The sequence below is a fragment of the Kocuria sp. KRD140 genome, assembly GCF_017168375.1.
GTDB lineage: Bacteria > Actinomycetota > Actinomycetes > Actinomycetales > Micrococcaceae > Kocuria > Kocuria marina.
In genome coordinates this window covers 83197-98401 of record NZ_JABFAW010000001.1, presented here as the reverse complement: position 1 = coordinate 98401, position 15205 = coordinate 83197, and the positions used below count along the sequence as shown (strand labels likewise).

Genomic DNA, 15205 nt, shown 5'->3' with positions numbered 1-15205 from the left:
CCGCCCACCCTGGTCCCCGTGGCCATGGACGACTGGCCGTGCGAGGTCGGCTACGACCTGGACGCCGTGCTGGCCGAGGCCCCGGACGCCGTGATGATGCTGCGGTTGCAGCGTGAGCGCATGAACGCCGCGTTCTTCCCGAGCGAGGCCGAGTACACGCGCGGCTGGGGGCTCACGTCCCAGCGCGTGCAGCGCCTCGAGCACATGGGTGCGCCCACGGTGTTCATGCACCCCGGGCCCATGAACCGCGGCCTGGAAATCTCCTCAGAGGCCGCCGACTCCCCGCGCTCCACCGTGTTGGAGCAGGTGGCCAACGGTGTGGCCGTGCGGATGGCCGTGTTGTTCCTATTGCTCTCCGGCGACGAGAGCTCCCCGTACCCGAGCGAGAACTGAGGTGGCCCGCATGAGCTCCTACCTGATCAGCAACGCCCGCCCCGAGGGCGGTGAGCCCGCGGACCTGTTGCTCACGGACGGGGTGATCGCCGCCGTGGGGCCCGTGGGCACCCTGGACGTGCCCGAGGGCACGGACGTGATCGACGCCGCCGGCGCCGTGGCCCTTCCGGGTCTCGTGGACATGCACACCCACCTGCGCGAACCGGGTCACGAGGACGCCGAGACCGTGGAGACCGGAACGCGTGCGGCGGCCCGCGGCGGGTTCACCGCGGTGTTCGCGATGGCCAACTCCCACCCCGTGGCGGACACCGCCGGCGTGGTCGAGCAGGTGTGGCAGCTGGGCCGCGACGCGGGGTGGTGCGACGTCCACCCGGTGGGCGCGGTCACGGTGGGGCTCGGGGGCACGCAGCTGTCCGAGATCCGCGCGATGGCCGAGTCCCGCGCGGGTGTACGGATGTTCTCCGACGACGGCAAGTGCGTCCACGACCCCGTTCTGATGCGCCGGGCCCTCGAGTACGTCAAGTCCTTCGGGGGGATCATCGCCCAGCACGCCCAGGAACCGCGCCTGACCGAGGGCGCCCAGATGAACGAGGGCGCGGTCTCCGCTGACCTCGGTCTCACGGGCTGGCCCGCGGTGGCCGAGGAGGCGATCATCGCCCGGGACGTGCTGCTGACCCAGCACGTGGACTCCCGCCTGCACATCTGCCACCTCTCCACCAAGGGGTCCGTGGACATCGTGCGCTGGGCCAAGGAGCGCGGCGTGGCCGTGACCGCGGAGGTCACCCCGCACCACCTGTTGCTCACCGACGAACTCGTGCGCACCTTCGACCCCGTCTACAAGGTCAACCCGCCGCTGCGCACGGACGACGACGTCCAGGCCCTGCGCCGTGCCGTGGCCGAGGGCACGATCGACGTGATCGGCACGGACCACGCCCCGCACACCGCGGAGGACAAGGAATGCGAGTGGAGCTGCGCGGCCCACGGCATGACGGGTCTGGAGACCGCCCTTGCGGTGGTCCAGTCGACCATCGTGGACACCGGGTTGATCGGGTGGGAGCGCGTGGCGCAGATCATGTCCCGCACCCCCGCCCGGATCCTGGGCCTGACCGACCAGGGCCAGGAACTGGCCCCCGGGGCCACCGCGAACATCGTGCTGTGGGACCCCAGCGGGCAGACCCCCGTGGATCCCACGATCCACGCGTCCAAGGGCCGCAATAGTCCGTACCGGGGGATGACCCTGCCCGGCGGTGTGCGCGCCACGTTCTACCGCGGTCACCCCGTGGTGCGTGACGGCGAACCCGCCACGCCGCTGACCCGCTGACCACCCCCACGAAAGGCCGCCCATGTCGGACAAGCTCGTCCCCACCCTGTTGACCATCCTGATCGTCGTGGTGCTCTTCGCCCTGATCCGGTGGGGTTGGCGGGGTCGGGTGCGACGCCAGGCGGGCTTGGCCGCGCCGGCCCAGGCGCCCCGGGACCTGCTGCAGCGGGCCACCGCGCGCGTGGACGGGATGTACGTGGTCACCACCTACACCGCCCAACCGCTCGAACGTATCGCGGGGCATGACCTGGGGGTGCGCACGAACGCGGAGGCGATCGTGGCCCCGGACGGCGTGTTCCTCAACCGCCAGGGCGCCCCGGACGTGTTCATTCCACGGGCGGATCTGCGCGCGGTGTCCACCGCGTCCGGGATGGTCGGCAAGTTCGTGGAACGCGACGGACTCGTGGTGCTGACCTGGGACCTCGGGGACACCCGCGTGGACACCGGCTTCCGCGCGCGCACCGGTGAGGGATCCCGGCAACTGGAGGACGCGGCGTCGGCCCTGCTGGACGCCTGAGAACCGAATTCCCGGGAGCCCTCACGCTCCCGGCACGCTCAACGAAAGGAGTTCGCCATGAACTCACCACGCATCGAACCGGCCGTCATGGTCCTCGAGGACGGCACGGTGTTCGAGGGCCGCGCCTGGGGTGCCCCCGGGACGGCCTTCGGCGAAGCGGTCTTCGCGACCGGGATGACCGGCTACCAGGAGACCCTGACCGACCCCTCGTACGCGGGGCAGATCGTGATCCAGACCGCCCCGCACATCGGCAACACGGGCGTGAACCTGGACGACATGGAATCCCGCAAGATCTGGGTCAACGGCTTCGTGGTGCGTGACCCCGCCCGCCGGCCCTCCAACTGGCGCAGCGAGCGCAGCCTGGACGAAGAGCTCGCCGAGCAGGGCATCACCGGGATCCAGGGCGTGGACACCCGCGCGCTGACCCGCCACCTGCGCGACAAGGGTGCGATGCGCGCCGGGATCTTCTCCGGCGATCAGGCCGGTGAGCCCGTGGCCCAGCTCGTGCAGCGGGTCACCGAGCAGCCGGGGATGGCGGGCCGTGCGCTCGCCGAGCACGTGAGCACGGACGAGACCTACGTGGTGGAGCCGCGCGAGCACGGCTGGGACGCCCCGGTGCGCCACGAGGTGGTCGCGGTGGACCTGGGGATCAAGTCCATGACCCCGCAGCGCCTGGCCGAACGCGGGGTACGTGTGCACGTGGTGCCCGCGGACGTGAGCTTTGAGCAGGTGCAGGCGCTGCACCCGGACGGCGTGTTCTTCTCGAACGGCCCGGGGGACCCGGCCACCGCGGACGAGCAGGTGGCCCTGCTGCGCCGCGTGCTGGATGAGGGCATCCCGTTCTTCGGGATCTGCTTCGGTAACCAGCTGCTCGGCCGCGCGCTGGGCTTCGGGACGTACAAGCTCACGTTCGGCCACCGCGGGATCAACCAGCCGGTCATGGACCTCGCCACGGGCACGGTGGAGATCACCTCCCAGAACCACGGCTTCGCGGTGGACGCGCCCGTGGGGGAGCCCGTGACCGCGCCCGAGTCACGCTACGGGCGGGTCAGCGTGTCCCACGTGGGGCTCAACGACGACGTCGTGGAAGGACTGCGCTGCGAGGACATCCCCGCGTTCTCGGTGCAGTACCACCCCGAGGCCGCCGCGGGTCCGCACGACTCCGCCTACCTCTTCGACCGCTTTATCGACATGATGGACCGGGCCGGTCAGAGCCCCGATCCGGAAGCAGGAGACAACTGATGCCCCGCAGGCAAGACCTCAACAGCGTCCTGGTGATCGGCTCCGGGCCCATCGTGATCGGCCAGGCCGCGGAGTTCGACTACTCCGGCACCCAGGCCCTGCGCGTGCTGAAGGACGAGGGGCTGCGCGTGATCCTGGTCAACTCCAACCCGGCCACGATCATGACCGATCCCGAGTTCGCGGACGCCACCTACGTGGAGCCCATCACCCCGGAGACGGTCGAGAAGATCATCGCGAAGGAACGTCCCGACGCCGTGCTGCCCACCCTGGGCGGGCAGACCGCGCTGAACACGGCCCTGGCCCTGGACGCCAACGGCGTGCTCGAGAAGTACGACGTCGAGCTGATCGGCGCGGACGTGGACGCGATCAACCTGGGCGAGGACCGCGAGGCCTTCAAGGGCGTCGTCGAACGCTGCGGCGCGGAGTCCGCGCGCTCGATCATCGTGCACTCCATGGACGAGGCGCTCGTCGCCGCCGAGAAGCTCGGTTACCCCATGGTCGTGCGCCCGTCCTTCACGATGGGCGGATTGGGCTCGGGTCTCGCGTACGACGAGACCGATCTGCACCGCATCGCCGGCGCCGGGATCCAGTACTCACCCACCTCGGAGGTGCTCCTCGAGGAGTCCATCCTGGGGTGGAAGGAGTACGAGCTCGAGATGATGCGCGACGCCAACGACAACGTGGTGGTCGTGTGCTCGATCGAGAACGTGGACCCGGTGGGCGTGCACACGGGCGATTCGATCACTGTGGCCCCGGCCCTGACCCTGACCGACCGCGAGTACCAGCGCATGCGTGACATCGCGATCGCCGTGATCCGTGAAGTGGGCGTGGACACAGGCGGGTGCAACATCCAGTTCGCGGTGGAACCCGCAACCGGGCGGATCGTGGTCATCGAGATGAACCCGCGCGTCTCCCGTTCCTCGGCGCTCGCGTCCAAGGCCACGGGCTTCCCGATCGCCAAGATCGCGACCAAGCTGTCCCTGGGGTACACGCTCGACGAGATCCCCAACGACATCACGCAGAAGACCCCCGCGAGCTTCGAGCCCACCCTGGACTACGTGGTCGTGAAGGTCCCGCGCTTCGCGTTCGAGAAGTTCCCGGCCGCGGACCCCACGCTGACTACGACCATGAAGTCGGTGGGTGAGGCCATGGCGATCGGGCGCAACTTCACCGAGGCGCTGCAGAAGGCCATGCGCTCGCTCGAGCAGAAGGGTTCGTCCTTCAGCTTCGCCCGCCCGGCCGTGGAGCCCGGGCCCAACACGGTGGCCCGGCTCGTGGAGACGTGCCGCGAGACCACCACCCACCGGTTGCGCAACGTGCAGCAGGCCCTTCTCGCGGGTGCGAGCGTGGAACAGGTCTTCGAGGCCACGGCGATCGACCCGTGGTTCCTGGACCAGATCCAGTTGCTCAACGAGACCGCGGACCTGGTGCGCGCGGACCCGGACCTGCGCCCGGTCACGCTGCGGGAGGCCAAGCGCCACGGCTTCTCCGATGCCCAGATCGGTGAGCTGGTCCACCTCGAGGAATCGGTGGTGCGCGGGGTGCGCCACGCGCTGGACATCCGCCCCGTCTACAAGACCGTGGACACGTGCGCCGCCGAGTTCGAGGCGTTCACCCCGTACCACTACTCGAGCTACGACCGCGAAACGGAGGTGGCCCCGCACGAGAAGCCTTCGGTCATGATCCTGGGTTCCGGGCCCAACCGGATCGGGCAGGGGATCGAATTCGACTACTCGTGCGTGCACGCGTCCATGGTGTTGCGCGAGGCCGGGTACGAGACCGTGATGCTCAACTGCAACCCGGAGACCGTTTCGACCGACTACGACATCTCCACGAGGCTGTACTTCGAACCGCTCACGTTCGAGGACGTCATGGAGGTCGTGGAGGCCGAGCGCCGCTCGGGTGGGCTGCTCGGTGTCTTCGTGCAGCTCGGCGGGCAGACCCCGCTCAAGCTCGCGGCTGACCTCAAGGCCGCGGGCGTGCCGATCCTCGGGACGACCCCCGAGGCGATCGACCTGGCCGAGGACCGCGGGGAGTTCGCGCGCGTGCTCACTGAGGCGGGGTTGCGCCAGCCCAAGAACGGCACGGCCCACACCTTCGAGCAGGCCAGCCGGATCGCCCACGAGATCGGCTACCCCGTGCTGGTGCGCCCGTCCTACGTGCTCGGGGGGCGCGGGATGGAGATCGTCTACGACGAGGCGTCCCTGAAGTCCTACCTCGAGAACGCGACCGAGGTCAGCCCGAGCCGCCCGGCCCTGATCGACAAGTTCCTCGAGGACGCGATCGAGATCGACGTGGACGCGCTCTACGACGGCAAGGACTGCTACGTGGGCGGGATCATGGAGCACATCGAGGAGGCCGGGATCCACTCCGGTGACTCCGCGTGCGTGCTGCCCCCCATCACCCTGGGCCCGGACGTGATCTCCCGCGTGCGCGAGGCCACCGAAGCCATTGCGCGCGGCGTGGGCGTGAAGGGTCTGATCAACCTGCAGTTCGCTCTCGCCTCAGATGTGCTCTACGTGATCGAGGCCAACCCGCGGGCCTCGCGCACGGTGCCGTTCGTGTCCAAGGCCACGGGCGTGCAGATGGCCAAGGCCGCCGCGCTGATCGGTACCGGGCGCACCGTGGCCGAGCTGCGCGAGCAGGGGATGCTCCCCGCGGACTACGACGGCACGACCCTGCCCGAGCAGACCCCCACCGCGGTCAAGGAGGTCGTGCTGCCGTTCGCGCGCTTCCGCACCCCGGAGGGCACCGTGGTGGACTCCCTGCTGGGCCCCGAGATGCGCTCCACGGGTGAGGTCATGGGCATCGACCGCTACTTCGACACCGCGTTCGCCAAGGCGCAGGCCGCCGCGGGCGGGCCGCTGCCCACGTCCGGGCGGTTGTTCGTCTCGGTGGCCAACAAGGACAAGCGCTCCGCGGTGATCCCCGTGAAGATGTTCGCGGACCTGGGCTTCGAGATCGTCTCCACGGGCGGCACGGCCCAGGTGCTGCGGCGCAACGGCATCGAGTCCACGGTCGTGGCCAAGATCGCCGACGCCGACGACGGGTCCCCCTCGGTCGCGGACCTGATCACGGACGGGAAGATCGACTTGATCTTCAACACGCCCTCCGGCGGTCAGCAGGCCCGCGGCGACGGGTACCAGATCCGTGCGGCGGCCACGTCCGTGGGCGTGCCCACCATGACGACGGTCTCGGAGCTCGGTGCGGCGCTGCAGGCGATCACCGCGCAGCGGCAGTACTCGTGGTCCGTGACGTCCCTGCAGGAGCACGAGCAGAAGCTGCGGGAGCAGGTCGCCGCGGGGGACACCCGTGGCTGAGTTCGCGCGCGTTCCCTTCGGGGCCCGCCTCGAACGGGCGATGACCGTTGCGGGTCCATTGTGCGTGGGCATCGACCCCCACCCGTCCCTGTTGGACGCGTGGGGGCTGCCCGCCACGGCGAACGGCCTCGAACGCTTCGCGCTGGGCGTCCTGGAGGCCGCGGCGGAGCGGTGTGCGGCCGTGAAACCGCAGGTCGCCCTGTTTGAGGCGTACGGTTCCGCGGGCTTCGCGGTGCTCGAGCGCGTCCTGCGGGAGTCCCGCGCGGCCGGGCTGCTGAGCATCGCGGACGCCAAGCGCGGGGACATCGGTTCCACCATGGCGGCCTACGCGAGCGCGTGGCTCTCCGACGACTCGCCCCTCGCGGCCGACGCCGTGACGCTGAGTCCCTACCTCGGCTTCGAGTCCCTGCGCCCGGCACTGGACCTCGCGCGTGAGACCGGGCGCGGGACGTTCGTGCTCGCGCTGACCTCCAACCCGGAGGGCGCGTCCGTCCAGCACGTGGGCGGCACCGGGTCCGTGGCCGGGTCCGTCCTGGCCGCGATCGCCCGGGAGAACGCGACGGCGCAGCCCCGGCCGGGCACGGCGTCGTCGTCCCCGGACGGTTCGACGGCGCCGTCGGACGGCGCCACCGCGGCGGCCGTTCGCGGCGTCACCGGCGCCAATACGGGGGCCGGGAACAATCGTGATGAAATCGTGACGTCACCGTCGGTGGCCACCCTGGGCTCGTGCGGAGCGGTGATCGGGGCGACCGTGGGGGAGGCCCTGGCGTCCCTGGACATCGATCTGAGCACCCTGAACGGGCCGATCCTGGCCCCCGGTTACGGTGCCCAGGGCGCGGACGCCGCGGCCGTGGCCACGGTGTTTGAGCACGTCAGGCCCACAGTGCTCGCGAACTCCTCGCGAGGTGTGCTGCGTCACGGTCCCGACGTCCCCGCGCTGCGGGACGCCATCGACCGCAGCACCGAGGAACTACGCACGCACCTCCAGCTCTCCTGAGACCCCCGTGAACGCCCCTGGCGGCGGCCCGAAAGGCCACGTCAGGGGGGCGTTCATCGTGTTTACGGCGGCAAACGTGTCCGGTACTTTCAGGGGGACGGCTTGCGTGCGTCCCCCCCCATCAGGCGCACGGCCGAGCCGCTGTCACACGAGGAGGAGAGCTGGGCATGGCATTGCGGCCACTGACGGACGAAGAGCGCGCACGCGCGCGCGAGAAAGCCACGGCGGCGCGGACCGCGCGGGCGGAGATCAAGAAGGGACTGCGGGACGGGTCGATCACCGTGGCACAAGTGCTGCGCAGGGGCGAGGAGGACGAAGCCGTCAGCCGCCTCAAGGTCACCGAACTGCTCGAGGCCACCCCCGGGATCGGGAAGGTGCGCTCGGCGGCGATCATGAAGCAGATCGGGATCGCACCCACCCGCCGGGTGCGTGGCCTGGGTCAGCACCAGCGCAAGGCGCTCGTGGACTACCTGGACCGCTGAACCCTGGTCCCCGATCCGCACGATCCCGGGCGCAACCACTAGGACCCGCGGTTGATACAGTGACGGGCGAGCTGACCGCTCGCCCGTCACCGTCTTCTCCCGGAGGTATCCGTGCGTCCCACACCCACCGTGACCGTTCTGGCCGGCCCCACGGCCGTGGGCAAAGGAACGGTGTCCACCTATATCCGGGACCACTACCCGCAGGTGTGGTTGTCCGTCTCGGCCACCACGCGTGCGCCGCGGCCCGGCGAGGTGGAGGGCGTGCACTACTTCTTCGTCAGCGACGCCGAGTTCGACGACATGATCGATCGCCACGACCTGCTCGAATGGGCGGTCGTGCACAACCTCAACCGGTACGGCACACCGCGCCACAAAGTGGAGGAAGCGCTCGCGGCCGGGCGCAGCGTCCTGCTCGAGATCGACCTGCAGGGAGCGCGCAGCGTGCGCCAGGCCATGCCGGACGCCCAGTTCGTGTTCCTGGCCCCGCCGAGCTGGGAGGAAATGGTGCACCGGCTCGTGGGCCGGGGCACCGAGACCCCCGAGCAACAGCAGCGTCGGCTGGAAACGGCTAAACTGGAACTCGCGGCGCAACCCGAGTTCGATCACACCGTCGTCAACGACACGGTGGAACGCGCCGCCGCCGAACTCGTGGCCCTCATGGGGTTGCCGAGCACATCGCACCGTTGAGGCGGTCACCCGCCCCGGATCCGCGCAGCCCCCACGGCCAGTAGCACCACCTTTTCCGTCCACCACAGGAGTCATGAAACACGTGAGCACGAACAACGAAGGCATCGTCAACCCGCCCGTCGATCGGTTGCTCGACAAGACGGATTCCAAGTACGGACTCGTGATCTTCGGGGCCCGCCGAGCCCGCCAGATCAACGCCTACTACTCGCAGTTGCACGAGGGTCTGTTCGAGTACGTGGGTCCGCTCGTGGACACCCAGCTCAACGAGAAGCCCTTGTCCATCGCGTTCCGCGAGGTCGACGAGGGCCTGATCGAGGCCGTGCACGTGGACCACGCCGGGTTCACCCCCAACGGCCAGTTGGTCAGCGACGAGCCCACCGCCACGGACATGTTCACCGGCGACTTCTTCGCCCAGGGTGAGCAGGACGGCACCGCGGTGTTCTCCGACGGCGTCCAGCTGGGGGAGACCTCCGAGGAGATCCCGGCCGCGGACACCGAGGACCCCGCCGAGGGTTCCGCAGAGTCCTCCGAGCAGTGACCGACCCGCACAGCCGCGCCGCCCCCGTTCGCCCCGTTGCGCGTGGTGTTGGGTGTGGGCGGGGGCATCGCCGCATACAAGGCCGCCCTGTTGTCCCGGTTGTTCTCCGAGGCCGGCCACCACGTGGTGCCCATGCCCACCGAGGCCGCCCTGCAATTCGTGGGTGCGCCCACGTGGGAGGCCCTCACGGGCGAGCACGTCTCGGGGTCGGTCTTCGACCGGATCGACACGGTCAACCACGTGGCCCAGGGCCAGGCCGCGGACCTCGTGGTGATCGCCCCGGCCACGGCGGACCTCATGGCCCGGGTGGCCCACGGGCACGCGGACGACCTGCTGACCACCACGGTGCTCGCGACCGCCGCGCCCGTGCTGCTGGCCCCGGCCATGCACACCGAGATGTGGCAGAACCCGGCCACGCAGCGCAACGTCGCCCTGTTGCGCGAGCACGGCCACACGGTCCTCGACCCGGCCAGTGGTCGGCTCACCGGCAAGGACAGCGGCCCGGGCCGGTTGCCCGAGCCGCAGGAGATCTTCGACGCCGCACTCGCCCTCGTGGCCCCGGCCTCCGTCTCCGATGACGACGCCGCTCTACGCGGGCGCCGCGTCCTGGTCACCGCGGGTGGTACGCGCGAAGCGCTGGATCCCGTGCGCTTCTTGGGCAACCGGTCCTCGGGCAAGCAGGGCGTGGCCCTGGCCCGTGCCGCGCTCGACGCGGGCGCACACGTGCACCTGATCGCCGCGCACGTGGAGACCGAGCTGCCGAGCGGCGTCGACATCACGCGCGTGTCCTCGGCGCGTGAGCTGCAGGACGCGACCCTGGCTGCCGCGCGCGAGGCCGACGTCGTGATCATGGCCGCCGCCGTGGCGGACTACCGCCCGGACACCGTGGGCGAGCACAAGATGAAGAAGTCCGAGGACGGCACGGACCCCGTGATCCGGCTGGTGCGCAACCCGGACATCCTGCGCGCCGTCGTGGCCCAGCGTGCCGAGCGCTCTCTCGAGCAGCTGATCGTGGGCTTCGCCGCCGAGACCGGGGACGCCGAGCACTCGGTGCTCGACTTCGCCCGCGCCAAGCTCGAACGCAAGGGCTGCGACCTGCTCGTGCTCAACGAGGTGGGCACGGACAAGGTCTTCGGTCGCGACGACACCGAGGTCACGGTGCTCTCGGCCCGCTCGAGCGAGGACCGCGGGGCGCGCGGGACCAAGGACGAGGTGGCGAGGTTCGTGGTGCAGCGCATCGCCGAGGACATCCGCACCGACGGGTAATGTGGTCTCCCGTGAACGAAGCGAGCAAGCACCTGAGAATCTTCACGTCCGAGTCGGTGACCGAGGGGCACCCGGACAAGATCTGTGACCAGATCTCCGACTCGATCCTGGACGCCCTGCTGACCGAGGACCCCAATTCCTCGGTGGCCGTGGAGACCATGGTCACCACGGGCCTCGTGCACGTGGCGGGCGAGGTGAAGACGGACGCGTACGTGGAGATCCCCCACATCGTGCGCAAGACCCTGCTGGACATCGGGTACAACTCCTCCGTGCACGGTTTCGACGGCGAGTTCTGCGGTGTGTCCATCAGCGTGGGCGAGCAGTCCAACGAGATCTACGAGGGTGTGTTCACGTCCCTTGAGGAGCGCACCGGTGCCGCGCGTGACCCCCGGGACGCGCAGGGCGCGGGGGACCAGGGCATCATGTTCGGGTACGCCTCGGACGAGACCGACACGCTCATGCCCGCCCCCATCCTGTTGGCGCACCGGCTGTCCGAGCAGCTCACCCGGGTGCGCAAGACCGCGGTGCTGCCCGGTCTGCGCCCGGACGGCAAGACCCAGGTGACCCTGGGTTACGACGGGCACACCCCCGTCTCCGTGGACACCGTGGTCGTCTCCTCCCAGCACGCGGAGAACTACGACCTGGACCAGCTCACGCGCGATCTCACGACCAGCGTGATCAGCCCCGTCCTGGAGGATTCCGGACTGGACCTGTCCGCGACCAAGATCATCGTCAACCCCGCGGGCAACTTCGTGCGCGGCGGTCCCGTGGGGGACGCCGGGTTGACCGGACGCAAGATCATCGTGGACACCTACGGTGGTATGGCCCGCCACGGCGGCGGCGCGTTCTCCGGCAAGGACCCCTCCAAGGTGGACCGCTCCGCCGCGTACGCGATGCGCTGGGTCGCCAAGAACGTCGTGGCCGCCGGACTGGCCCGCCGTGCGGAGGTCCAGGTGGCCTACGCGATCGGTCAGGCCCGTCCCGTGGGCCTGTATGTAGAGACCTTCGGCACCGAGACCGTGGACCCCGCGCGGATCGAGAAGGCGATCTCCGAGGTGTTCGACCTGCGGCCGTTGGCGATCATCGAGGACCTGGACCTCAAGCGCCCCATCTACGCCAAGACCGCCGCCCACGGTCACTTCGGCCGTCATGACCCCGACTTCACGTGGGAGCGCACGGACCGGGTCCAGGAGTTGCGTTCCGCCGCGGGGCTGTGAGCCCCGGCCCCGCCGGGAGGGAGCCCGTCATGCCGGAGTCTCCCAGGCTGGAGTCGGCGGGCACCGCGCGCCCGGACTCCGCGACTGCGGGTTCCGTCCCCGCGGACCGGGACACCCCCGAGCGGGACACGTCCGGTGAGCAGCTCGCGCTCGCGGGTCTGCCCGGGGCCGCACCCCCGGTCCAGCCGCGTACTTTGCCCCGAAAGGCCCTGGGCTCCGAGGGTCGCGCGGCGCGCGACCCCGTGGCCAAGGTCCTGCTCGAGGCCTACGTCCCGCACCTGGACCGGGTCTTCGACTACCGCGTGACCGCTGCCCTCGACGACCAGGCGGTCGTGGGGTCCAAGGTCTCGGTGGTTTTCGCGGGACGGAAGATGTCCGGGTGGGTCGTGGATCGCGTGGCCCACACGGACGTCCCCGAGGACCGATTGCTGCCCATCCGCCGTGTGCTCACGCCGCTGCCGGTGGCCCGCCCCGAGATCGTCGAGCTCGCGCAGGCCGTGGCCGAACGCTGCGCGGGCACGGTCGCGGACGTCCTGCGGGCCGCGATTGCCCCGCGGGTCGCGCGGGTGGACAAGGAGTTCGCGGCTCCCGAAGCCGCCGAGACCTCCGAGACGGGCGTCGTGAATGCGGACGACGACGCCGCGGTGCCGGCCGACCTATCAGCGGGCCCCGCTTCCGACGGCGCCGCCGATGCGGACCCGACCGCGGCCCCCGAGCCCGGCCGAGCGCCCTCGTCCCCCGTGGAGCCCGCGACGCCCGGCTGGCAGCACTACACGGGCGGCCTGGAGTTCGTGGCGTCCGTGGGGCGTGGTGAGCCGGCGCGCGCGGTCGTGGAGGTACTGCCCTCGGCCGAGGACCACGACTGGGCGGGGCTGACCGCGAGCGCCATGGCCACCGCGTACGCCGCTGGTCGTGGGGCTGTGGGCGTGGTCGCGGACCATAAGGCCCTGGAGCGGCTCGAACGGGCGCTGTGCGAGCTGGTGGGGGAGGACGCCGTCGTCCGCCTGCACGCCGACGACGGACCCACGCCCCGTTACCGGGGGTTCCTCGAGCTCGCGCTCGGGAAGAAGCGCCTGGCCGTGGGCACGCGCTCTGCCGCGTACGCGCCGGTGCAGGACCTCGCGCTCGTGTGTTGTCATGACGACGGGGACGTGAACTTCGTGGAGCAGCGCGCCCCCTACCAGCACACGCGGGACGTGTTGTTGCTGCGCACCCAGCAGCAGGGTCTGGCCGCGCTGTTCACGGGGTACGCGGTGAGTCCCGAGGCGCTGCGGCTCGTGGCCACAGGGTGGGCGGCGCGCGTGGCACCAGATCGCGCGGACCTGCGCCGGTTCTCCCCGCGCATCGAAGCGACCTCCGATTCCTACAACACCGCCCTCGACCCGCTCGCGGCGCGCGCCCGGTTACCGCACGAGGCGTTCCGGGTGGCACGCGAGGCCCTGAAGTCCGGGCCCGTGCTCGTGCAGGTGGCGCGCAAGGGCTATGCTCCCGTGCTCGCCTGCCAGCGGTGCCGTACGCCCGCGCGCTGCCAGGCATGCGACGGGCCCCTCGCGCTGGATTCCGCCCACGCCGTGCCGGTGTGCACGTGGTGCGGGCGTCACGCCCATGACTGGCGGTGCGTGGAGTGTGGGTTCACCCGGGTGCGATTGAGCACCGTGGGGGCGTCCCGGACCGCGGAGGAGCTGGGCCGTTCGTTCCCGCAGGTGCCCGTGATCTCGTCGAGCGAGCGCACCGTGCGGCCCCGGGTGGGGTCCGCCCCGGCGCTCGTGGTGGCGACGCCGGGAGCGGAGCCCGTCGCGGACGGCGGCTACGCCGCCGCGCTGCTGCTGGACGGCAACCGGATGCTTGCCCGGCCGTGGCTGCGTGCGGAGGAGCAGACCCTGCGCCGGTGGTTCAACGCCGCCGCCCTGGTGCGGTCGTCCTCCGACGGGGGCACCGTGGTGGTCACGGCGGACCAGGACCGTGCCGTCTCAGCGCTCGTGCGCTGGGACCCGGCTGGGCACGCAGAGCGAGAGCTGCGGGAGCGCCACGAGCTGGGTCTGCCACCGGCTGTGCGGACAGCGGCGCTGACCGGCCCGCGGGATGCCGTGGACGCCACCCTGCGGGACCTCGCGCTGCCCGAGCGCGTTCGTGTGGTTGGCCCCGCACCGGTGGAGCACACTCCCGGCAATGGCGCCGACCTTGCTGAGACCGTCACCAACGACGCCGCCACTCTGGACGGTGCCGACACCGCCCGCTCCTGGGAGCGCGGCGGGAACCGGCCCTACCGTGCGCTGCTGTTCTTCGGCTTCGGGATCGCGCCGCGGGTCACCGGTGCCCTGCGGGCGGAGAAGGCACGCGCCTCCGCGCTGCGCGAACACGCGCCGGTCACGGTGCGCTGCGACGTCGCCGACCTGCTGTAGGGCGCGTCACAGCCGTCGTCGACGGACCCCGACGTGCCGCGGATCGCGAGGCGGGACCCGGGCCGCATGCGTGCGCCAGGACTGGCTGACCTGCTCAGTCAAATGTGTCGAATTGTTAATCCTCTTGCACCGGGTGGACGTGGCAGTCCTACGGTGGAGGGCACGTTCACGCGGGGTGGCACCGCGCACCGGGGCAAAGAGTCCCGGCGTGCGCGCAAGTCATCACCGCAGACCCGTTCCCGAAAGGATCCGCATGTCGCTGCAGCTCATTGAAATTGTTCCCGCCGTGGCCGAGAAGGAGGCCGTGCGCTCGATCATCGACGCGACGTCGAGCGCTGTCACGCAGGCCTCTGCCGAACTCATCGAGTCCCAGGTGACGGCGGACCACGCTCGCGTGTTCGTCGTCGTGGAGACGCAGCAGGACACGCCCGAGGGTCTTGCGCAGACCGTGCGCACGGCGCTGGGGGATTCCGTCACCGAGGTCACCGGCCCGGACGAGGTGCGCCTGGTGGGCGCGGAGCTCGAGGACATCAAGAAGCTCCGTGGCCAGACCGACTACCTCGTGGAGTGGGACATCCCCGCCGAGATCACTATGGACCAGTACCTCGCCCGCAAGAAGGCGAACTCGCCCAAGTACGCCGAGGTTCCCGAGGTGTCGTTCCTGCGCACCTACGTGCGCGAGGACACCGCCAAGTGCCTGTGCTTCTACAACGCTCCGGACGAGGACGCCGTGGTGCGCGCCCGCGCGGCCGTGAGCACCCCCTTCGACCGGATGTTCAAGCTCGAGGTCTGAGTCCCGCGTCCACCCGTCACCACCACCGGG

Annotated in this window: 12 protein-coding genes and 1 pseudogene; all 13 read left to right on the top strand. The window is 70.6% G+C overall.

All coding sequences use genetic code 11. The features are described from left to right. Window positions 1–393 (top strand): annotated as a pseudogene (locus tag J1M36_RS00400) (aspartate carbamoyltransferase); the annotation flags it as partial. A 10-nt stretch (window positions 394–403) separates the two neighbouring features. Then, window positions 404–1714, top strand: coding sequence for a dihydroorotase (locus tag J1M36_RS00395; protein WP_206478274.1), 1311 nt, complete (start codon window positions 404–406; stop codon window positions 1712–1714). 22 nt (window positions 1715–1736) lie between these two features. After that, window positions 1737–2231 (top strand): hypothetical protein, encoded by a 495-nt coding sequence (locus tag J1M36_RS00390; RefSeq protein WP_064845878.1) that lies wholly within the window; start codon window positions 1737–1739, stop codon window positions 2229–2231. A 57-nt stretch (window positions 2232–2288) separates the two neighbouring features. After that, on the top strand, window positions 2289–3473 hold the full coding sequence (gene carA / locus J1M36_RS00385) for a glutamine-hydrolyzing carbamoyl-phosphate synthase small subunit (RefSeq protein WP_206478273.1): 1185 nt from the start codon (window positions 2289–2291) through the stop codon (window positions 3471–3473). Beyond that, window positions 3473–6793 (top strand): carbamoyl-phosphate synthase large subunit, encoded by a 3321-nt coding sequence (gene carB / locus J1M36_RS00380; protein ID WP_064845876.1) that lies wholly within the window; start codon window positions 3473–3475, stop codon window positions 6791–6793. Before carA ends, carB begins: the two co-directional genes overlap by 1 nt. Continuing rightward, window positions 6786–7790, top strand: coding sequence for an orotidine-5'-phosphate decarboxylase (gene pyrF, locus J1M36_RS00375; RefSeq protein ID WP_082943231.1), 1005 nt, complete (start codon window positions 6786–6788; stop codon window positions 7788–7790). The genes carB and pyrF overlap by 8 nt, the downstream gene beginning before the upstream one ends. A gap of 167 nt (window positions 7791–7957) precedes the next feature. Next, window positions 7958–8272 (top strand): integration host factor, actinobacterial type, encoded by a 315-nt coding sequence (gene mihF, locus J1M36_RS00370; RefSeq protein ID WP_064845875.1) that lies wholly within the window; start codon window positions 7958–7960, stop codon window positions 8270–8272. A gap of 111 nt (window positions 8273–8383) precedes the next feature. Then, window positions 8384–8959: a guanylate kinase gene (gene gmk, locus J1M36_RS00365; RefSeq protein WP_206478272.1), complete on the top strand. Its 576-nt coding sequence runs from the start codon at window positions 8384–8386 to the stop codon at window positions 8957–8959. A 73-nt stretch (window positions 8960–9032) separates the two neighbouring features. Next, a complete protein-coding gene (gene rpoZ / locus J1M36_RS00360; RefSeq protein WP_241246683.1) occupies window positions 9033–9497 on the top strand; it encodes a DNA-directed RNA polymerase subunit omega in 465 nt (154 codons plus the stop codon). Window positions 9498–9533: 36 nt separating this feature from the next. Continuing rightward, window positions 9534–10763, top strand: coding sequence for a bifunctional phosphopantothenoylcysteine decarboxylase/phosphopantothenate--cysteine ligase CoaBC (coaBC, locus tag J1M36_RS00355; RefSeq protein WP_206478271.1), 1230 nt, complete (start codon window positions 9534–9536; stop codon window positions 10761–10763). 11 nt (window positions 10764–10774) lie between these two features. Then, complete coding sequence (metK, locus tag J1M36_RS00350; RefSeq protein ID WP_143470041.1) at window positions 10775–11980, top strand: methionine adenosyltransferase; 1206 nt, start codon at window positions 10775–10777, stop codon at window positions 11978–11980. 29 nt (window positions 11981–12009) lie between these two features. Next, window positions 12010–14382: a primosomal protein N' gene (locus J1M36_RS00345; protein ID WP_241246682.1), complete on the top strand. Its 2373-nt coding sequence runs from the start codon at window positions 12010–12012 to the stop codon at window positions 14380–14382. A gap of 253 nt (window positions 14383–14635) precedes the next feature. After that, window positions 14636–15175 carry a DUF4242 domain-containing protein gene (locus tag J1M36_RS00340; protein ID WP_145004750.1) on the top strand — a complete coding sequence of 180 codons (540 nt, stop codon included), beginning with the start codon at window positions 14636–14638 and terminating at the stop codon, window positions 15173–15175. Window positions 15176–15205 lie beyond the last annotated feature (30 nt).